This is a genomic window from Anaerobacillus sp. 63XJN7_4_ISO-PGPR-S23-413, from assembly GCF_056173725.1.
Window position 1 is genome coordinate 3198033 of sequence record NZ_CM149688.1, and the last position, 22499, is coordinate 3220531.

The 22499-nt window shown below is 39.5% G+C and carries 15 protein-coding genes; 8 read left to right on the plus strand and 7 right to left on the minus strand.

The window, feature by feature from the left end; translation table 11 throughout:
* Positions 1-120: 120 nt before the first annotated feature.
* Entirely contained in the window at positions 121-1230 is a 1110-nt protein-coding gene (locus tag AC0VYO_RS16855; RefSeq protein WP_475365671.1) for an oxidoreductase, read from the plus strand.
* A gap of 141 nt (positions 1231-1371) precedes the next feature.
* On the opposite strand, the gene AC0VYO_RS16860 is transcribed toward AC0VYO_RS16855, so the two are convergent.
* The 6 genes from AC0VYO_RS16860 to AC0VYO_RS16885 form a co-directional block, all read right to left on the minus strand.
* Positions 1372-2013, minus strand: a complete 642-nt coding sequence (locus AC0VYO_RS16860) for a YczE/YyaS/YitT family protein (RefSeq protein ID WP_303535377.1) — start codon at positions 2011-2013, stop codon at positions 1372-1374.
* Between the two features lie 183 nt (positions 2014-2196).
* Complete coding sequence (locus AC0VYO_RS16865; protein WP_303535378.1) at positions 2197-3120, minus strand: peptidoglycan-binding protein; 924 nt, start codon at positions 3118-3120, stop codon at positions 2197-2199.
* 313 nt (positions 3121-3433) lie between these two features.
* A complete protein-coding gene (gene cydC / locus AC0VYO_RS16870) occupies positions 3434-5188 on the minus strand; it encodes a thiol reductant ABC exporter subunit CydC (protein WP_475367836.1) in 1755 nt (584 codons plus the stop codon).
* Positions 5188-6903 carry a thiol reductant ABC exporter subunit CydD gene (cydD, locus tag AC0VYO_RS16875; protein WP_475367837.1) on the minus strand — a complete coding sequence of 572 codons (1716 nt, stop codon included), beginning with the start codon at positions 6901-6903 and terminating at the stop codon, positions 5188-5190. Before cydD ends, cydC begins: the two co-directional genes overlap by 1 nt.
* Complete coding sequence (gene cydB / locus AC0VYO_RS16880; protein WP_475365675.1) at positions 6903-7916, minus strand: cytochrome d ubiquinol oxidase subunit II; 1014 nt, start codon at positions 7914-7916, stop codon at positions 6903-6905. The genes cydD and cydB overlap by 1 nt, the downstream gene beginning before the upstream one ends.
* Positions 7913-9307, minus strand: coding sequence for a cytochrome ubiquinol oxidase subunit I (locus tag AC0VYO_RS16885; protein WP_283153808.1), 1395 nt, complete (start codon positions 9305-9307; stop codon positions 7913-7915). The genes cydB and AC0VYO_RS16885 overlap by 4 nt, the downstream gene beginning before the upstream one ends.
* A gap of 461 nt (positions 9308-9768) precedes the next feature.
* Here AC0VYO_RS16885 and AC0VYO_RS16890 point away from each other — a divergent pair, with 461 nt between their 5' ends.
* On the plus strand, positions 9769-10671 hold the full coding sequence (locus tag AC0VYO_RS16890; RefSeq protein ID WP_475367508.1) for an EamA family transporter: 903 nt from the start codon (positions 9769-9771) through the stop codon (positions 10669-10671).
* A 53-nt stretch (positions 10672-10724) separates the two neighbouring features.
* Here the strand turns inward: AC0VYO_RS16890 and AC0VYO_RS16895 are convergent, their stop codons facing one another.
* The gene (locus tag AC0VYO_RS16895) at positions 10725-11885 is read right to left on the minus strand and encodes a TerD family protein (protein ID WP_475365676.1); all 1161 of its coding nucleotides are present in this window, start codon (positions 11883-11885) and stop codon (positions 10725-10727) included.
* Between the two features lie 448 nt (positions 11886-12333).
* On the opposite strand from AC0VYO_RS16895, the gene AC0VYO_RS16900 reads away from it, so the two are divergent.
* From AC0VYO_RS16900 to essA, 6 genes are read left to right on the plus strand one after another with little or no spacing between them, the layout of a single operon-like run.
* Positions 12334-12627 (plus strand): WXG100 family type VII secretion target, encoded by a 294-nt coding sequence (locus tag AC0VYO_RS16900; protein ID WP_194219140.1) that lies wholly within the window; start codon positions 12334-12336, stop codon positions 12625-12627.
* A gap of 56 nt (positions 12628-12683) precedes the next feature.
* Entirely contained in the window at positions 12684-12926 is a 243-nt protein-coding gene (gene yukD, locus AC0VYO_RS16905; RefSeq protein WP_194219139.1) for an ESX secretion system protein YukD, read from the plus strand.
* A gap of 14 nt (positions 12927-12940) precedes the next feature.
* A complete protein-coding gene (gene essB, locus AC0VYO_RS16910; protein ID WP_475367838.1) occupies positions 12941-14182 on the plus strand; it encodes a type VII secretion protein EssB in 1242 nt (413 codons plus the stop codon).
* A 15-nt stretch (positions 14183-14197) separates the two neighbouring features.
* Positions 14198-18652 carry a type VII secretion protein EssC gene (essC, locus tag AC0VYO_RS16915; RefSeq protein WP_475367839.1) on the plus strand — a complete coding sequence of 1485 codons (4455 nt, stop codon included), beginning with the start codon at positions 14198-14200 and terminating at the stop codon, positions 18650-18652.
* Positions 18649-21696, plus strand: a complete 3048-nt coding sequence (gene esaA / locus AC0VYO_RS16920) for a type VII secretion protein EsaA (protein ID WP_475367840.1) — start codon at positions 18649-18651, stop codon at positions 21694-21696. Before essC ends, esaA begins: the two co-directional genes overlap by 4 nt.
* Complete coding sequence (gene essA / locus AC0VYO_RS16925) at positions 21686-22165, plus strand: type VII secretion protein EssA (protein ID WP_283153804.1); 480 nt, start codon at positions 21686-21688, stop codon at positions 22163-22165. The genes esaA and essA overlap by 11 nt, the downstream gene beginning before the upstream one ends.
* Positions 22166-22499 lie beyond the last annotated feature (334 nt).

A 22499-nucleotide genomic window follows, 5' to 3' on the forward strand; every position in this document is an offset into this window, starting at 1 on the left:
GGTTTTTCTATGAAGTAGTAGCCATTGAGGATTCTACTATACTGAGCATAACTTTCGTGTAATCTAAGGCTCCCCCCTTATAATTACTCCATACACACGATAAAAGAGAGGATGATAATCATGACATATGAAAACTTATATACTTCAGAAGTGCTAGGAAAGATTTCATTAAAAAATCGCTTTATCGTCGCTCCAATGACTAGAATAACGGCAACAGATGACGGTAGCGCAACAACAACAATGCGCAATTATTATGAGCGTTTTGCGAAAGGAGGATTTGGTGCTATCATCACTGAAGGCATCTATACGGATGAAAGATATAGCCAGGGATATTTAAACCAGCCCGGGTTAACAAATAAAAACCACGTTGAGACGTGGAGAAATATCACGTCTTCCGTTCACGAGTTCGGAACTCCAATAATTGCCCAACTGATGCATGCAGGTGGACAAAGTCAAGGGAATGCATATTCAGATGTAACTGTAGCACCTTCTAATATTCCTCCCAAAGGAGAACAGCTTGGCTTTTATGGAGGATCAGGTCACTTTGATAAACCAACACCCCTTTCGATCGACGATATTAAGGAAGTGAGACACTCCTTTATCAGTGCTGCCCGGCATGCAAAAGAAGCTGGATTTGATGGTGTTGAAATTCATGGGGCCAACGGATATCTTCTTGACCAATTCTTAACAGACTATTTAAACCATCGAAACGATGAATATGGTGGATCACTTGAAAACAGGCTGAGACTTCTAGTTGAAGTGATTGAAGATGTTCGAAATGAAGTAGGAGAGGACTTTACAGTTGGCATTCGTATATCTCAAATCAAAGTTGCTGACCCGGCTTATAAATGGCCTGAAGGCGAAAAATCTGCCAAAACCATTTTCTCCATTCTAGAAAAAGAGCTTGATTACATCCACGTCACAGATCCTGATGCAACTCAACCTGCATTTGGAGAGGGAACGAAAACGTTAGCTGCGGCAGCGAAAGCCTTCAGTTCCATTCCAGTGATCGCAAATGGACAGCTAGGTGATCCAGATAAAGCAACTAACCTTATCGGAAGCAAAGAAGGTGATTTTGTTAGCCTTGGTACTAGCGCTCTCGCAAACCCTGACTATCCAAATCGTCTTTCAACCGGAAAAGAGTTAAAACCATTCGATTTCGAAAGTTCTCTTCTTCCGCTTGCTTATATTAAAGAACATGAATTGAAAGAAGAGATCATCAGAAATTAACTCTATAGTCCTCCCTCTCCAAATTGGTGGAAAAGAATAGTATCTACGAGAAAAATGAATAGAAAAAAGCCTACCAAATATTATTGGTAGGCTTTTTTGTTATGATTATTGTTCTTTGATCTTTTTGAATCATTGATCAGCTCAATAAGAGGATTCATTAGATGACACAGGATGTTGATAATGCAATATGGCTGTTAGTAACGCTTTACACTGAGGTAGCGCAAATTGAATGATCTTACCTAGCATAAAAGCAATAATAATACTGCCAATACCAACTGGTCCTCCCAGCATCCAACCGAGGAGTAACACAGTAATTTCGATACCATTTCTAACCCAATCAATGCGCCAACCTGTTTTTTCAACAATGAGTAACATAATACCATCGCGAGGTCCAGCACCGAGACCAGACGTTACATATAAACCAATACCGTAACCTAGCACAACAACACCGACAATGAATATGACGGCTTGTGCCAGCAATGTTTCAGGATCTGGTAAAACATATAAGAAGAAATCAATAAATAATCCCAGTAGCAGCATATTTAGAAAGGCCCCCACTTTCGGAAGTGACCTTGTATAAAGTGAAGTGAAGCTTAGTATAATAAACCCAGTTAGAATAGACCAGCTTCCGATCGTTAATCCAAACTGCTTAAATAAGCCATAGTGAAAAACATCCCAGGGACCAATTCCAAATGTTTTCCCCTTAATGGTCATTGCAATCCCTAGACCAAGAACAGCGAGACCTACGAAAAAGAAACTCCACCGAATGATTTTATTTCGCATTGAAAAGCCCCTCTCAAACAATACAATTTCAAACCTTTGAAACTATATCATAAGAAAGAAAACATAAAAACCACCCGGGAAACTAGGTAATGGAGTTGGAAATCACCTTCTATATTATGTAGCTTTCATTAAGGATAAAAAAAACTGCCTGATTTCTTAATCAGGCAGTTATCTTTTATTTAATTAGTCCATTACCGTTACAGTAACTGTTTTACGACCAAAGTCTAGTGCATCTTGTTGGTCGGCCATGAATAGATCAACTCGATTACCTTGGATTGCGCCACCAGTATCACCAGCAACGGCTTCTCCGTAACCTTCTACATATACTTTAGAACCTAGTGGGATTACATCAGGGTCAACAGCGATTACTTTTTGATTTGGATTAGCTCTCAAATCAATACCAGTTGCTGTTACACCAGAGCATCCTGTACAGAAAGCAGTGTAAGCTGTTGCTTCCATCTGAATTTCTTGTCCACTTGCCTGTGAAGACTTACTTTCAGTGTTTGATTCTTTTGCAGGCGTGGAATTAGAAGTAGTAGATGTTTGAACTGCTTCCTTATTAGCTGTTTCTTTCGGTGCTGGAGCACTACCACCGTTTAGTACAGACCACGTGTTCTTACCTGCAATACCATCTACCGATAGACCATTGTCAGCTTGGAACGCACGAACTGCTTGTTCAGTGATAGGACCATAAATTCCGTCTACTGTATAGTTATAATAACCGCCAAGCTCTTCTTGTAGTGCTTGTACTTGGTGACCGTGATCACCTTGAACGAGCGTACGCATAGCTTGTCCATTATTTACGCTTTGCATTGCTGAAAATGTATTTGGACCTGCGATACCATCAACTGAAAGACCGTGCTCTTTTTGGAATTGCTTTACAGCACCTTCAGTAATAGATCCGTAGTATCCTGTAGATTCATCATAGTTGAAATACCCCTTGGCAGACAGTACATCCTGTAACTCGACAACGTCGCCGTGTTTTTCACCATAAGAAAGTGTTTGATCACCTAGTGCCGCCTCTGAAACTACTGGACTAGCAAACATCATTCCAGCTAGTGCTGTGGATGTAACCACGTTTCTTACAATGTTTTTACGAGCTACCATGTATACATTCCTCCTGAGAGTTTTTAATATTGGTGTTGGTTTGTTTATCTCTCAATCACCCATGTTCCACATGATAACAGGCAAATATAACACAGTGATTTTAGTCCAATAACAAGTCGGTTACATAAATATGACAGATTAATACGGTTTTTATAAACTTTGCACAATATAGTACCTAATACCTATTTACGTCATGTGTTTATTACAATTATGTCAACAAACTAGTAAAAATCCTTATTTTAGGTTCTTCAAAAAGAACAAAATTAAATGAATTCTTTTCAATCATGCTCTTGCATTCCCTTTACAAGGTCTTTTATCCTATCATTTTCATTTCATCATTAACTTTCTTTAATTGAAATGGCGTGTCTAATTCATAAAGCCTTCTGTAGCGGTCACTCGACACGAGCAGCTCATCATGCTTTCCTTCCATTACAATTTCACCTTCATCCATAAACAGAATTTGGTCCATTCTTTTCATTCCAACAAGGTGGTGTGTAACCCAAACAACGGTTTTACCATCAAGAACGTGAAAAATTGTAGAGAGTAATTCCTGTTCCGTTCGAGGATCAAGAGCAACAGTAGGTTCATCCAGAAGGACGATCGGTGCATCTTGCAACAAAATACGAGCTAGTGCAATTCGTTGACGCTCTCCTCCCGAGAATCTCATTCCCGCTTCTTCCATAGAAGTTTGATAGCCTTCAGGTAATGCAACAATAAAGTCATGAAGTTGGACGCTTTTCGCCGCTTCATATACCTCTTCATCTGTAGCAGATGGCTTCCCGAGTCGAAGGTTATTCAATACCGATGTATCAAAAAGATAAGGCTGTTGATTAAGTACACTTAACTGTTGTTTATTCCCATTAGTCAGAGCTGTCTCTAAACCGTTTATAGACACACTACCTTCAGAAGGAGAATAGATTCCTTTCATAAGATTAAGAAGACTCGTTTTACCAGAACCACTCGGACCAAGAATAGCAAGCTTTGTTCCCTGAGGTATTTCTAGATTGATATTTTTAAGTATCAATTGCCCTTCTTTCGTTTGATAACTAACCTTATTAAAGTTAAGATGACTGTTCTTCCAAACGCTCATATCATCATATTCTTCCTCAGAAGACTTCTCCAATGACAATCCTTTCAATCGATTAATCGAATCTTCATATCCTGGAAGTTCACTCACAGCATCAGAGAGTGGAAGAAAGGCCTCTGTTAATGGAAAGAGAATAAGAACAAATGCGGCAATTAGCGTATGGGAAATCTGTCCATCCATACTCTGATTACCTGTCCAAACAAGCATAGATAAAACAATGATTGCAACAACAAACTGAGCAGCAAAATTTCGATAAGAAACGAAAGCAGACCGACGTCTCTCTTCCCTATAAATCTCCGCATCATCCTTTTCAACATTTTCAATAAACGTTTTCTGATGACCGCTAAAGACCCAGTCTCCAATTCCAACCACACCGTCTGTTACCAAGCTGTATTGAGAGCTACGACGACTTTTTAGCTTTGCTACATTTTTACGGGTAACTAATAAGGACACTAAAGGAAAGAGAAAGACGAGAATAAAGCCATAGATGGCCATTAACCCCGTAAATACCCAGGAGAAAGTCCCAAGCATTCCTATTGCGACTGCATATAAAAAGATACCGATCACAGAAGGGAAGATCGTCTTTACGTAAACATCTTGTAAATATGCAATGTCCTCGGCCATCACACCAAGAAGATCTCCTGTTGTTATACTGGCTCCTTCTTTTAAAACTCTCGGTTCAATGGTTTCATATAATCGAGAGCGCATATGTGAAAGAACCTTTAGAATAATATGGTGACCCAGCAACTTCTCACTATATCTTGAAACAGCACGTAATATGCCAAATGTCCTTACCGCAACAATTGGCACATAGATTAATAGAAGATTTTCCGGTCTAGTGGCAGCTTTAGAAATTAGAAATCCGGATGTAAACATAAGAAAGGCTGCTGAAAATGCTGTCACTAAACCAAGCAGGATGACAAGCGAGAAGAGCTTTGCATTCCCTTTTAAATAGGGAAGAATCCATCCTTTCTTCTCCATTATGAGACCCCCTCCATTTGCAAATACACCATTTGATAGTAGCTACCTCTTCTAGACATGAGATCTTCATGAGTACCAAACTCAACCACTTTACCCTTTTCAAGCATAAGAATCAGATCCATCTCTCTCATCCAATGCAGACGGTGCGTGGCCATGAAAACAAGTTTATCTTCTAATAAGGGAAGGATCTTTTTCTTTATCTCGTATTCTGTTTCAACATCAAGCTGGGCTGTTGGCTCATCTAGAAGTAGAATGGAGCGATCTTCAAGAAATGCGCGAGCTAACGCGATTCTCTGTACCTGACCACCACTTAATTCTCTTCCGCCCTCCCCGATCTTTTCGTTTAAACCATTAGGAAGATGATCAAGGACTTTCCTCAAACCAGCTGCCTCTGCTGCGCGTTCGACCGCTTCTAATGAAGCATCTTGATTATAGAAACGGATATTATTTGCTAAAGTATCATGAAAAAGATGAGGGTGCTGCGGGATATAAAATAACTGCTTCTGCCATTCCTCATGCTTTAGATGGTCCAATTCCTGACCATTTATCTCAATGGTCCCTTCACTTCCTTCAAGAAACCCTCCCAATATGTCAATCAAAGTCGATTTACCAGAACCACTTTCTCCAATGATCCCTATTTTCTGCTTTCCTTTTACTGAAAAAGAGACGTTTTGAAGAGCATTTCTTTCATTTCCATGATCTACGGAAAAATTTTGAATCGTTAAAAGGTCTTTATCAGACCAATGAGGAATCGCTCCATTTTCTTCTTTAAAATCTTGTGTTTGAATCATATCCAATAACCTTCTTCCTGCATCTTGTCCATCCAACGTTGCATGATAATCATTTCCTAGCTCACGAACTGGAAGAAAAAATTCAGGAGAAAGAATTAAAATCGTAAGAGCTGGCATTAAAGATATCTCTCCTTCTACAAGTCGCAATCCAAGAAATACAGCGACTGTAGCGATTCCTAACATTGTAAAAAAGTCGAGAGCAAATGAAGAAAGAAAAGCTACTCGAAGCGTACTCATCGTCGATTTCCGATACTTCTCACTCACTTCTTGAATGCTTCTGGCGTGTTTTCCACTTAATCCAAGATACTTCAGAGTTTCAAGTCCACGAAGGGAATCAACAAAATGATTAGATAAAATGCGATGTGTGCTCCACTGCTTATCCGCCTTCTTCTTCGCAGCTAATCCAAGTAAGATCAGAAAGCCAATCAATATTGGTAGAGTGAGACTTAAAATAATAGCTGACGTCACATCAAGAGTCCAAACATAGATAAGGACAAGCGGAGCAACAATAAGCATGGCCGTTAATTTAGGAATAAATAACTCTAAATAAAGACGGAATTGTTTTGCCCCGTCAATTAATAACGTAACAAGATTGCCAGTTCCCCATTTCGCTGCATAGCGTGGACCTAACGCAAACAATTTTGCAATGGCATCTTTCTTTAAAGAAGCAGCCGTTTGAGCAGCATAACGATCGATTACTTTGGTCATAATCAGCTTAACAAGATGCCTGATGATAAAAGCAGCGAGGAAGAGCGACACAACGAATAAAATTCGTTGCAGTGCTTCTCCATCAAAGAGACTTGTAACTGCTTCTGCAAGCCATTTCGCCTGCAGGATAATCATGGTCCCTTGAATAACGGTTAATAGCGTTAGGATAAACAACACCTTTTTGACGTTTTTTAATTGAAATAGAATTTTCCCCATTAGTAAACCATATCCTTACCGTCTACACGCTTTCTGAAAATATAATAGCTCCAGATTTGATAACCAAGGACAAAAGGAAGAAGCGTGAGCGCCACGATGGTCATCACCTTTAATGAATAGTTTCCAGAAGAAGCATTATAAACGGTTAAATTATAAGCGGCATCGATTGAGCTAATCATTACGCGTGGGAATAACGCTGTAAATATGGTGGAAATCGTTAATGCGATCCCTGCGCCAGTCATTCCAAATGCCCACCCATCACGCTGCTTTTTCAAAAATACGATCGCCAAAGAATAACTGAGTACTATCAGTGCAATAAGCGTTACACTTACAACACCGCGATTGCTGAATAAATCCGTTTCGAAATAAGAAAGTCCAACAAAAGCAACTAATGAAGCCAGAACACCATAAATCACTTTGCTCGCTAATTCTCTCGCACGCTTCTGAAGATCTCCAACAGTTTTCAGAGTGAGAAATACAAGTCCATGTAAGAAACAAAGCATGGTCACTGTTACCCCACCTAATACCGTGTATACATTGACATAATCACTAAAACCCGCATGGATATTCATTTGTTCATCAATTGGCATTCCTCTTAAAATACTTATAAAAAGAACCCCAAATAGAAATGGCGGCATAATACTTCCAACGAATACAACCCAGTCCCACGACTTGATCCACTTAGGGGTATCCACCTTTCCACGAAATTCAAAGGCAACTCCACGAGCGATAAGCGCAAGAAGGACAAACACAAACGGTATATAATAACCGCTGAACATCGTTGCATACCAGTGTGGAAACGCCGCAAATATTGCGCCTCCTCCTGTTAATAACCACACTTCATTCGCATCCCAGAATGGTCCAATCGTGTTAACCATTATTCGCCGCTCTAGCTCATTTCTTCCGAGGAAACGACTGGCCATACCCACACCGAAATCAAACCCTTCGAGAAAGAAAAACCCAACAAACAAAACAGCAACGAGTATAAACCACAGTTCATTAAGTGCGATCATAAATAGGCCCCCTGATCAAACGGATCAACTGCCACTTCTTTGTCCTCATGAGCAGTATGTTCTGATCCCTTTTTAATTTCACGAACGAATAAGTAAACGAGTAAGATAGCGAGAATCGTATAAATCAATGTAAACGATAGAAAAGAGAATAATAATGAGGCCTTTGATACGTTTGGAGAGACAGATGCGGAAGTTGTCATCAATCCAAATACTGTCCACGGCTGCCTTCCGATTTCCGTCATAATCCATCCGGCTGAATTCGCTATAAAAGGAAACGAAATGAGCCACACCATTCCTTTTAAATAAACTTTACTACTCTCAAGCTTTTTGTAGAAATTTAGTAAAAGCCCGAGGAAGGAAGTGAATATCATCAGCATTCCAGCACCAACCATAATGCGAAAGCTCCAGAAAGTAGTTTTAACTGGAGGAATATAATTCCCCTCTCCGTATTTTTCTTCATACTCTTTTTGCAAGGTCTTCATACCCGGTACTTCACCACTGAATTCTTCATAAGCAAGGTAACTAAGTGCATATGGTATGTTAATTTCAAATGAGTTTTCTTGATTTTTGGAGTCAACCAGTGCGAAAGCTGTCCAGGCTGCTGGATCACCACTGTCTTCCCATAACGCTTCACTAGCCGCCATCTTCATTGGCTGTGATTCCATCAAATGCTTCGCCTGGGCATGACCACTAAACGCAACGCCCATACCTGAAATAAATGCCACAATCATGGCAATGTTAAATGACTTTTTAAAAAACGCAACTTCCTGTTTACGGAGAATTTTATAAGCACTCACACCTCCGATAAAGAAAGCACCAGTTGCAAGTGCGCCAAAGATCACGTGGGGAAATTCGACAAATAGCTGAGGGTTCGTAAGAAGCGCGAAGAAATCATTCATCTCTGCTCTTCCGTTTCGCATCACAAAACCTACTGGTTCCTGCATAAATGAATTCGCTGCTAAAATCCACAATGCTGACATCAACGTTCCGAGTGAGACGAGCCAAATACACATTAAATGAAGTTTCTTCGATAACCGCTCCCACCCAAAAATCCATAGACCAATAAACGTTGATTCCATAAAGAAGGCAAGCAACGCTTCAATCGCAAGCGGAGCCCCAAACACATCTCCAACAAATCGAGAATACTCAGACCAGTTCATCCCAAACTGAAATTCCTGGATAATTCCCGTCACAACCCCAACAGCAAAGTTAATGAGAAACAAGTGCCCCCAGAATTTCGCCATTCGTTTATACACTTCTTCTCCTTTCACAACGTATAGCGTCTCCATGACTGCTACTAGAAAGACAAGCCCAATAGACAACGGAACAAACAAAAAGTGAAAAATCGTTGTTGATCCGAATTGTAGTCTTGCTAAAAATAGTTCACTCATACTAAATCCCCCTCAATCCTCTCTAATGACTATTCACACATGCACAAAGTAACAAATACGTAAATAATCACTATTTAGATAAATTCTCCTATGACAAAAGTCTCTTTTAACTTCTTCCTTAGATTACCTCAGACGCTAAAATGAGTGAGCAGATGAATTTGAACGGTTTTTGTCTGTCTTGTGTGCGAATTTCGACAGTTGAATCAGAAAGGAAAAGAAAAGTGAGGGATGTCACAGACTGATGAGAAAAAAGTTTCCATTCGACAAAAAAGAACATTATTCGGGTGGTGACAGGCACTTTTCCTCAATTAACCATTGCTTTAAGCATCGCAAATACGATATATTTGATTTTGTGTTTTTAAAATCAAAAGCGCTTTCAAAGATCACTTAAAGAAGTGAGATCCACGCCACGGTGGATACGATGAAGCTAGAGTTTAACTGGAGGCAAATGTTCAATGAAAATGTACTTATATCCATTGCTTGTTATTATCGGTGCAAGCAGTTACGGAGTTGTTTCAACTATTATTAAATTAGCGATGGGAAGCGGATTTACAGCATCTGAAGCCGTTACGAGCCAATTCTTTATCGGCTTTGTAATTGCAGTACTCATCTTTCTCATCACAAACCGACAAAAGCTAAGTTTCGCTGGAGTTAAAATTCTAATTTTCGCAGGGGTTTTTACAGGCTTAACTAATATTCTCTATGGGCAATCATTAAATTATTTACCAGCCTCTCTGGCTGTCGTACTGCTCTTTCAATTCACATGGATCGGCATGCTGATTTCAAGCATTACGAAACGTCAGCTTCCAACAAGGATGGAAATGCTATCACTTGTTATTTTAATCGGTGGAACGATACCTGCTGCAGGACTTATTGATGCAGATTTATCTAACATCCCTTTTCAAGGCTGGTTATGGGGACTTGGAGCTGCACTTTGTTATTCACTCTTCCTTTATTTTAATGGGAAAGCGAACGCCAAAATGAATACGTCAAATCGATTAGTCATTGTCTCGTTTTTCGCATTCCTGATGTCAGCAGTTTTTCAATCTCCAGAAATCGTTTGGAACGGTACACTGTTCACAGAAGGGCTATGGCTATACGGAATCGCACTAGGCTTATTTGGAATGATCATCCCGGTGTTCCTATTTTCGATTGCCATTCCCAAGGTGGGCTTAGGTAAGTCCTCGATTCTTAGTGCAATTGAACTACCAATCGCTGTCATGGTTTCCGTCATCTTATTAAGTGAAACAGTATCTGTCCTGCAAATAGCGGGTATTGTGATCATTATCATCGGAATGACGCTGCCCACTATATTCAGCGAAAATATAAATCTTACTCGCAGAAAAATAGTCGAACAACATTAGCAAAAACACCTCGTCCAAAAGGATGAGGTGTTTTCGTATAGTAGCTTAGTAATCTATTTAAACTCCATTGGTCCAACATTCATTTCAAACGAACCATCTTGGTACAAAAGCGGTGATCGCTCCGTACCGCTTTTCGAATATTTCTCAACATGACTAACGCTCATATCAAGCGGATCAGTAAAATCAATCTTAGCAATAGCTACCCAATAAGCAAAGTTATTCTTTTCAAATAGAGGAGAGGTCACTTTTTGCCCCATTTGATTATCAACAACTGCCTTTGCCTTCATAGACTTAAAACTTCCAATTCCATTTGATATCGCACTATACGCTGAAAACAGCACGTATTTTAGCTCAGACGGTTTATGTACAACCACCGTTTCCTTCCCTGCTCCCTGTGCATCACCATCTAACGTAATATACGGTTCTTTATGAGCATGTCCTGGTGTTCGATAATATACTTTTCCTTCTGTTCCGTCTTTAAGGACGTAAAAACAATAAAGATCCAGATCTTTTTTACTTTTCCATTCTAGCGTAGCGACTACTTTCTCGGACTTACGAATGGAGATCGCTTCTTTTTTCTTCAAAGTGACTGTTAGAGGGACAACCGCTTCTTGTGAAGACTGAACGGGCTGGCTTTGAATAGGATCTGGCTGCTTACGATTATCTTTGTTACTTTCAACCTCAATGCCAAAATTCTCACACAGCGCTGCGAGTCCGCCGAAGAAACCACTACCTACCGCATTAAACTTCCAATCTCCGTTATGTAAATATAACTCGCCTACAACGATGGCCGTCTCTTTCGTTAATTTTTCACCAAATGTAAATGAAACGAGGTTCTCTCCAGTAGATTTGTCTGCAATACGAAGTGATAATGAGGAAACTTGACCAAAATTCTGGCCTCTTTCTTCCCCCTCGTGGATCGTGAGTGTAAAAGCAACTTTCTGAATACCAGGCGACATCTTCTGTAAAGAAATGTGTGTTTCATTCTGATTATCCCCCTGCTTTAACTGTTTCACACTTTGGTCAATACTTACCGGCTGCCCATAAAATATGAAACTCTCATCGCCACTACATTTGCCTGTTTCATTTAATAGGTATGCAGCGGCGTCTACTTCAATTGTTTGATAATCGTTTTGCCATTCTATTATTATATTAAGATCCGATACGCTTCTCCCTTTTGTAATAGGTACTTTTTGACCTCTACTTATGTTCATTCATTCTCCCCCTGCTCGATTAACTGTTTAGTTACATCAATTTAAAATCTTTTTCATAATAAATGTCTAACTCTAAATACAACTTACCATTTACCGGTTCAATTTAATTCCAATCCGCTAATTTATTCAAAAATGAGTATTTAGTCTGTATAGCAACTTGTGAAAGTCATAGCAATCAGGGGTTACAACACATCCCTACATTTTTAAATTCATAGGATTCACACTCGAAAATTCCATATCTTATATTATTCATCCATATTTTACATTTTAATGTTTATTAAATGGAAATTAAGGGGTATTATGTCATAGTATATAAGTTACATTTTTTGCCGATGTGTGTATTAAACCTATCAAGTTATTACAAATTATGCTAATTATATATAAGAAAGACTGATGCAGTTCTGTAGGAATAATGCACACATTACTAATTTAAGAGGAGTGATTTTGAATGGCAGGTCAAATTCGCGTAACACCGGAAGAACTTATTACGATGTCTCAACGCTATCAAACAGAAGAAAGTAAAGTAGAAGAACAAATTGGTAATTTAGACAAAATGATTGCTGAGTTAGAAGGTATGTGGGAAGGTGCTGCAAGCCAAGCTTTTAGTGATCAATATCAGTCTCTTCGTCCATCTTTCGTAGACATGCAACGTCTCCTCGCTGATATCTCAACACAACTAGCAAGCACTGCGAAATCTCTTGAAGATGCTGACGCACAAATTGCTAATCAAATTCGCGGATAAGCGATAAAGAATTGATCGGGAGCGCTTAGGCGCTCCTTCCTTATGAGGTGAACTATATGTACATTGAAGTAACAGTCGATCTCCATCATTACAAAAAAGGTCGCTTTATTGACCTCAGACTATCAAACTATCATTCAGTCAAGAAACTCATTGAAATAGTGTGCCAAACGGAACAAATTCAAACTCCTCCAGATCAAACGGGGTGGGTTAGGCTAGTGAATAAGCATAAGGTAGTAGCCGCTAATGAGAGATTAATTGATGCTGGGATTATGACTGGAGATCGAATTGAAATACTTTGAAGGAGATCACAACCATGTCGAATCAAGTGAAACCCTATCTTGAAACACAAATAGATGCAAAAATTATTAGCGAAAAAGATGTCATTACCTTTCTGTTTCAGAAAGAGAAAATCAAATTCGATGAATTGTCAGAAGTTCATTTCCTAAGCGAGATCCATACCGGAATCCCGAAAACAATTGATATGAATGAGGATGAGGTAAGCATCAAGCACAAACTTTCACCTTCTATTATCGCTCTTCCAGCGAAGCTTAAGGAAATGACTGAAAGCGATCGCCTCACAAGTGCCTATCAACTGGTGCAAAAAGTAAAGGACCACCGCTACAAGCGTCTTAACTTAATTATTTGTCCAGATAATCTTGTGCTGGATCAGGGATTGACGCCACATTTTTTACATTTCGGCGTAAAGGAAAGTCTTCCCCCTTATGAGGAAGATCCTGAACGTATTCTTGATGAAACACGAGCAACAGTTGCAGCTATGATGAATCCAGAGCAATCATTTGAACAATACCTACATTATTCTGACACGCTCACACTGTCATCTGAACTAAAACAAGTGCTTCAAGCCAAAACACTTCATGAGCTTCAGCCAATCATTCATTCACAAATTGAACACTTACATAAGAAAGAATCTGAATTCATTAAAGTGAATAAAAAGAAGTGGAAAACAAGTCGTTATTTCCTTCTTGGCGTATCTATTTGCTTACTACCAGCTTTACTCTACTCTCTTTACTCTTTGTTTCTTCTCCAACCAAAGCAGGAGAATATCGTCCAGGCACAGGAGAACTTTTTAACGAATGAGTATAGTGAGGTTGTGAACTCGCTTCAATCTTATGACATTGACGACATTCCAAAAGTGACGCAATATCAGCTAGCCCTCTCCTATATCATCAATGAATCTCTAACAGATGAACAAAAAGAAAGTGTGCGTAATACGATCTCCCTTCAATCTGACCCAAGGTATTATGAGTATTGGATTCATATTGGACGCGGAGAAGCGGAACAAGCACTTGAAATCGCACGTTATTTAGAAGATCGCGACTTATTAATGTATGGCATTTTGAAGCGCAAGGAACAGGTTAAAGCTGATTCAGATCTGGAGAGCGAGAAGAAGCAGCAGATGATCAATGAGTTAGAGCAAGAATTTGAAGAATACGAAAGAGAAATAGAAGAGCAGCAGCAAGAAGAGGAAGAAGCCCAGCAGGAAACAACAAATGAAGAGAAACAACAAGGTGACCAGAAAAAAGAAGAGAAATAGATCGGAGGTGAAATAATGGAGCAATTATGGGTGTTCTTTCGTGGTACTTATCAAATGATTGAACTTGATAAGCAGTCAAACCACCCTATCACAATTGGCACTAGTATCAATCACACTTTTACTATACCCTCGTCCAATTCAGACGAGCATGTCTACTCGGTACAGCTTCATAACGAGAACTTTCATTTGCAAAAAGATGATGAAGAGAGTATTCCATTGTCTCTCAATAAGCGCTCTACTTTTGAATTAGGTTCTGAAGAAGTTGCCATCATGATAACTCCTAAAGCGAAGAAGCACGTTTACTACATTGATGATCAGCAGGAAGTAACCATTTCGAGGTCCTCATCAGAGATTCAAATGAGGGCTCTTCCTGAAAAAGTTAGGCTTGTTTTAACCCGTGAGAAGAAACATTGGACAATTACAGCTACTAGTCAAACAACCGTTTATCATAATGGTTCGCTCTTACATAGTAAATCACCACTTCAAATCGGTGACATGGTTTTCCTGCCGATGATGACATTGACACTAATAGCTGAGGATATGCTTGAGGTAACAAGTCCAGAGACGTTTGAAACCTCTCTCCCAGAGGCCACGATTCCGTCATCTGAAATGAAGAAAAAATACCCAAACTATCGTCGTACGCCGAGGATGATGTATGAATTACCTGAGGATAAGATTGATCTATCCTTCCCTACTCAAGAATCTGATCGGAATAATCGAAGCCTTTGGATTATTATCCTTCCTCCATTAATGATGCTTATCGTTATGGGGTTAGTAGCGATTCTTATTCCAAGAGGCATTTTCATTCTTATTTCTGTTGTTATGTTTACGACAACACTCGTTACATCGACAGTGCAATATTTTAAAGATAAAAGTCATCAAAAGAAATCAAAAGCACGTAAGAAACGGATATATAAAAGATACCTTGAGGATAAGCGACACGAACTTCATGAATTGGCTCAAAAGCAGAGAAAAGTTCTTACGTTCCACTACCCTAGCTTTGAGCGAATGAAATACTTTACCGAGCAGGTTTCTGACCGTTTATGGGAACGTAGCCTAGAGAGTCCTGACTTCCTTCAATTTCGCTTAGGAACGGGAACGGTACCAGCAAGCTATAAAATATCCGTTAATTCAGCTGACATGTCGACACGAGAAATGGATGAACTATTAGAAGAATCCCAGAACCTGAAGCGAGTATACAATGAACTGCACTCCCTTCCTATTACCGCAGACTTATTCCAGGGAGCAATTGGCCTTATCGGAAAAGAAGCAGTTGTTAAAAATGAACTGCATCAAATCATTGGACAGCTGGCCTTCTTCCATAGCTATCATGACATCCGATTTGTCTTCATCTTTAATGAAGAGGAATACGCCGAATGGGAATGGATGAAATGGTTACCGCACTTGCAAATGCCGGGGTCATTTGCAAAAGGGTTTATTTATAATGAGCAAACGCGAGATCAGCTCCTCTCTTCGATCTATGAAATGATTCGAGAACGGGATCTAGAAGAAGATAAAGAAAAGCTACGATTCGCACCACATTATGTGTTTATTATTTCGAATCACAACTTAATCTCGGACCATGTCATTTTGGAGTACTTAGAAAGTGAACATACACATCTTGGTCTTTCAACTATTTTCGTTGCAGAGGCTAAAGAGAGCCTATCAGACAATATCCATACGCTGATTCGCTATATTAACAAGAGCGAAGGCGATATTCTCATTCAAGAGAAAAAAGCAGCCGAAATTTCATTCGAACTTGATCAGCACAAGCAAAGTGGTAATGAACAGTTTTCCCGAATGCTCCGCACGCTGAATCACCAGCGCGGCATAACGAATTCCATTCCTGAGAAAGTATCCTTCCTGCAAATGTTGAATATGGAAGATATTGATGAATTACCGGTTTCACATAATTGGGTGACGAATCAATCATCGAAATCACTTGCAGCACCAGTGGGACTTAAAGGGCGCCAGGATGTTGTGGAATTAAATCTTCATGAGAAAGCTCATGGTCCCCACGGATTACTTGCTGGTACAACTGGATCCGGGAAGAGTGAATTTTTACAAACATATATTCTTTCGCTAGCCGTCCACTACCATCCACATGAAGTGGCATTTCTGTTAATTGACTATAAAGGTGGAGGTATGGCACAGCCATTTAAACAAATCCCTCACTTGTTAGGGACAATTACCAATATAGAAGGTAGCGAAAATTTCAGTACGCGAGCACTCGCTTCCATAAAAAGTGAGTTAAAGAAACGACAAACCATCTTTGATCAGTATGAAGTGAGTCATATTAATGACTATACGGTTCTTTATAAAAATGGCGTAGCGGCTGAACCTATGCCTCATCTCTTTTTAATTTCTGATGAATTTGCTGAGTTAAAAACAGAAGAGCCAGAATTTATTAAAGAGCTTGTCAGTGCTGCACGAATTGGTCGAAGTCTAGGTGTGCATCTCATTCTTGCCACGCAAAAACCTGGTGGCGTAATTGATAATCAGATCTGGAGTAACGCTCGTTTCCGCGTCGCTCTAAAAGTACAAAACGTAGAGGATAGTCGCGAAATTTTAAAGAACGGTGATGCTGCATCACTAACCGTGACAGGTCGGGCATACTTACAGGTTGGGAATAATGAGGTGTACGATTTATTTCAATCGGCCTATAGCCGAGCGACATATATGGAAGACACCTCCGATATGGAAGATGAGGTTGCCTTAGTTACTGATCTTGGTCTCGTTCCTCTGTCAGAGCTATCATCATCAAAAGAAAGTAAGAAAAAGAAGCAAAGTGAAATCGAAGTAATTGTAGATAAAATCGTAGATGTCCAGCAGGAACTTGGACTCAGTAGATTGCCGAGTCCATGGCTTCCACCACTCGAAAAGCGATTGTATCGTCATGATTTTGAATCAGATAAGAAGAAAATCGCCTTTGCCCTGCTGGATGAACCTGAAAAACAAGCACAATCTCCATACGATTATGAATTAATTAAGGATGGCAATGTTGGCATATTTGGCTCATCAGGTTTTGGGAAGACGCAAACCATCTTAACGTTACTTATGAGCATCGCATCAACAAACACGCCGGAAGAAGCGCAATTTTATATACTTGATTTCGGTAACGGTGGTTTATTATCCATTAAGAACTTGCCTCATACGGGAGATTATTTCTTAATAGATGAGGAACGCAAACTAAACAAATTGTTGAAGTTCATTCAGGAAGAATTTACGAAGCGTAAACGACTCTTTCAGCGTGAAGAAGTGAGCTCCATTACGATGTACAATCGTCTAAATGACAAACCTCTTCCTCTACTCTTTATTACGATCGATAACTATGATCTCGTAAAAGAAGAACTGATGGACCTTGATCCGATCTTCACTCAGTTTGCGCGAGACGGACAGTCGCTCGGTATTTATATGATCTTGAGCGCTACGCGTTTGAACTCAGTTCGTCAGGCACTGATGAATAACCTTAAAACAAAAATTGTCCATTATTTATTAGATAACTCAGAAGCTTACACCGTTCTTGGAAGAATCCCCTTTGCTCCAGAAGCAGTACCGGGTAGAGCCATTATGAAGAAGGAGAAAACACACTTCGGTCAAATAGTGCTACCAACTAGAGGGGAAGATGACTATGAACAGCTAGCTTCATTGAAAGAAGAAGTCCAAATGCTACAAGACAAATACCGTGATGTGAGCAAGCCTGAAGCTATTCCAATGCTACCGACTGATCTTACGTTAAAGACCTTCCATACGTACATTCCAGCTTCGGAATCAAAGAACACTTATCCGATTGGATTGCATGAAGAAACAGTTAAGCCTGTTTCCCTTTCCTTTGCGCAGACTTCACATTGTCTTGTACTTGGACAGGCCCAGAAAGGTAAAACCAATATCATGCGTCTTCTTACGCAGCAAGCGTTACTGCAAGAAGGTGATCATATTGCCATATTTGATTCAATCGATCGCGGACTTTTTCATCTAAAAGACGAGGAAAACACGACTTATTTAGAAACAAAAGAACAAATCGAAGAATGGATTGAACAAGTGACAACTGAATTCAAGTCACGTGCAATCACCTATCATGAGAGTATGAATAATGGCCAAACACTTCCTGAATTCTCAAGAGTTTTCCTCTTTATTGATGGATATGGACGATTTTCCCAAACTCTCGGAAACCTCCTTCAGGATCGAATGACCGCATTAATGAAAAACTATAGCCACCTCGGCTTAAGTATTATCGCATCTGGCAGTAGCAATGAACTAACGAAAGGATACGATCCGCTTACGGTCGAATTAAAGCAAATTCGTCAAATTATACTATTAATGAAGAAATCCGATCAAACGCTCATTAATCTACCTTTTGACCGGAAAGAACCCGATATTAAAGCCGGATTTGCTTATTATGTTCAAAGCGAAAAAGCGCAAAAAATCCAGGTTCCACTTGTCCAAATAGAAAGGAAGGTACATGCGTGAAAGAGAAGAAAAGCATCCTTAAACTCATTCTCGTAACAGCGATCATTTTAGTTCTTCCACTCATATACTTTACTTCCATTGGAGAAAATCCAATGAAGAAGAAAGAGAGCGCAACGAAAACCATCGCTGTTATTAATGAAGATACGGGAACAGAAGAAGACGAGGAAGTCGTGAAATTCGGAAATGACGTCCCTCCCATTCTTAAATCAGAATCACAATACAATTGGGAAGTCGTTGGACGTAGTGCCGGAGAAAATGGACTAAACAATCAAAAGTATGATGCCATAGTGTACATCCCGTCAACATTCTCTGAGAAGATTCTAACTTATGATGAAAACCAACCTGAACAAACAAAACTAGAATACACGGTTCAGAATCAACTAAATGCCATCAATAAAGAGAAAGTTTTGCTTGAACTTGAGCAAGCAACAAATCGCGTTAATACGAAGATGTCTTCTCTTTACTGGAACTATGTTTCAAACGATCTCGTCAACATCCAACAAGAGTTTGATCAAATTGTAGAGAAAGAGAAAGCATTCCAGCAAACAATGCTCTCCTTCTATACACCAAGCTCCAAAGACCTTGCTGAGCAAATGGAGCAGCAGGTGTCGATGCTTGCCAATCTTCAATCAACGTCAGAAAATGCTGAGGAACGAGCAGCAGATCAAACAAATACGATGGAAGATTTTCAAGAAAATCTAGCAAACTTTGTTACTTATACGAATGACTATCGTGAGTATCAGCAGAAACAACAAGAAGTTCTTGAACAAATTCAAGCTGATTCAGTCGATTCGATTTCACAGGCAACTGAAATGCCTCAACCGATGTTTATGAACAACAAAGAATTGTTCGAAGGTAAATCTGAGAGCGTTCTTGAAAACATGTCTCAGGTAGAAAATCAGATGATGCAGCAGCAAGAAATGTTTGCTGGTTTAAAAGAACTTCGGTATGACCAGGTTGAGCGCCAGGTTAACGATTTCTATACGCTACAAGAGCGAATTCTTAATTACTATCAGCAGCTAAAAGACTCCATGGTTTTAAATGAACTAGAAGGAGATATCGCCACGCTTAGTAATAAGCTCGGTGATGGAGATGAGATTGTCATTCCCGATGACCCTGAACTACCTGAGGTCCCTGAAGATCCAGAAGAACCCGTTGATCCGGAAGAGCCAGGTGAAGAAGAAGATCCAATGGAAGACCTTACGAAACTTCTAAAGAGCTTACAGGATGAAGAGCCTCCTGTGATCGATGAAGATGGAGAAACAAATGGTCCAACTCCAGTTGATTTAAGTGCAGAACGCAATGAGTTGTTAGCCATCGCACAGGAAATTGTGACGCTACAGGAAACGTTGATTGCGCTCGAGGAACCAAAAGTAGAAGATCTTCAAACCGCATCGACAAAGTTATTAACGCTCAACGATCGGATAAAGCAAACCGAGCAGCAACTTCTAGCCAAAGAAGGCGGCGACAACCCACTTGACGGCGAATTGGAAGAGCTAAAGAAGCTTATCGATACGCTAACTGAAGAGAATAAAAGTTTACTTGTACAAATTGAAGAGTTAACAAAGGAAGTTGAAAAGCTAACAAAAGAAAACGAAACGCTCTCTTCTCAAAAAGAAACGTTAATGGAACAGGTTGATGTATTAAAAGAATCAAATACCGAGTTAAAAGACTTGCTAGTAATGGTATCTGATAAGATTTATCGTATTTCATCCGGCATTAATGAAAAAGAAAATGCGATTCTAGCATCACCTGCTCTATCACAAGCTAGAAAAGATACGCTATCCGTCTATTTCCAACGTCCGATCAAAGGGGCGAATTTGACGGATGTTCTTCAGTACTATGCATCCCTGGATCGATATGAAGCAACGCTAAATAGTATGCTTTCTAAAAACAACGTGAAAGACACCGTTCTACAGGACAATGACCTTCGTGAAGAAGTAAATAGCATGTTAGAACTAACCAACAAAGAAGAAGGCCAATGGGACGCGGTTGGAACTCAAGTACCGAAAACGAGCGACGCCCTGACGACGTTACAAGATGATTTCACTGTCTTTTTAGCGGACTACAAAAACGTTCTCGACACACAGCAAGCGAAGTTACTCGAAAGCTTGAATGGAATTGAAGAAGAAGCAGATAACGTTCTAAACCAGATGCAACAAGCTCAGCAACAAACCCCTGATGAAACTACGCAGGGTACGCAAGTTATAAGTAATCATGATCAAGTTAAAAGTCAGATGGGTTCTCTGTATGATTGGGTGGATTCAATTGAAGATAGCCAATCCGAAATTCTTACCTACACAGATGAACTCCAGTCTCGAGTGGCTGAAGTGCAAACAGACGCTAACACACTGAATAATAAGTGGGACACGAATGTCGCTTCAACCCTTATGATTCGTGATGATGTCTTTAACGTCATGGGGAATGCCTTTGTAGATGGTCGATCAAATGATTACGTCTATGATTTCCTAGCTACTCCAATTGACGTCACCGGTAGCGTCTTTACAGATAAGAAAGATACGAATCTTCCACCTGTTGTGATTTTATTCATTATTCTCTTAAGCAGCTTGTTGATTGGTTATGCAAGCTACTACTTCCAACATGGTCCGTGGTGGTTACAAAGTATCTTATTCTTAATGCTGACAAGTATCGTTGGTCTCGTTATAAGTCTCTACAGCTTATCGATTTACCCTTTAGGAAACGATCGTTCAATGGAATGGACAATCTTTACGATCTTACTTTTATTAAGCTGTGCAGCGTTAATTCGCGTTGCCTTTATGGGACATCATTTATTAGGATGGCTAGTCACAGTTGGCCTCGTTGCCCTGTTTGTGACACCTTTACTTGCACTTTCGACACCGAACTTTAGCTTTACTGATCCAATGTCTCGCGTGTATATGTCTATACAGAACAGTACACAAACGCTCTTTACAGAAGGTGCGATGATTTTAACCGCTATTTTAATTGTCCTGATTATTATTCAATATGCTTTAAACAAACGGTCATGGACACAAACTAAAGAGGATGAGGCTCATGAAGCCTAAAATTATCTGTCTTATTACAATGATCTTTCTTTGCTGTCACCTTGTTCCAGTTGCAGTAGAAGCAAGTACGGACATAAACGAGTTATTACCGAATGAATATCAAAAAAACAAGTTCAAGAAAAACACTGACTTGATCCATGATTCTTCAAACTCGAAGGAAATGGAAGAGATTTCTGAAAATCAGAAGACGATTTCATTTAACGGGAAAAAAGTTTTTAACCCTGAGAATACCCTAAGTGAATTATTTCTTTCTATGAGTAAAGAAAATAGTACGATTAAAGATAAAGCGGAGAATTTAAACCTTTTCTCTGAGACGGAGACAGCAGCTTTTAAATCGATTAACGAAGAAGATACAGAAACAACGTCGTCCTCTTTTCAACTACTGATTGGTATTTTAATTGGTGTGTGCCTCATCGTTCTAATCATGGTGTTAGTGATCTATAATCGATTGTCGTCTTCGAAAAGCTAATCGCTCATCAAAAAAGCTACGGTCCATTTTCTGGACCGTAGCTTTTTAATTTCAAGTATCTAATAGATGGAACCGCCATAGAACCAGAAAAATCATTGTCACTTTTTAGTGGTCAATAACATTTTCTTGAGAAAACAACAGCCACTCACACCCTTTCTACTTTTCACCAATTTTTAACCTTCTACTTAAACTTCTCCATTCCCGTTTCACTTTAAAAATTGAGATTAATGAAGTTGTTAAACGATTATTAATAGTTCTATATAACCACATTTTCTAATTATTCTATATTTTAAGATAATTACATGGACTCATGAGAGAAGTTCAATTCCACCTT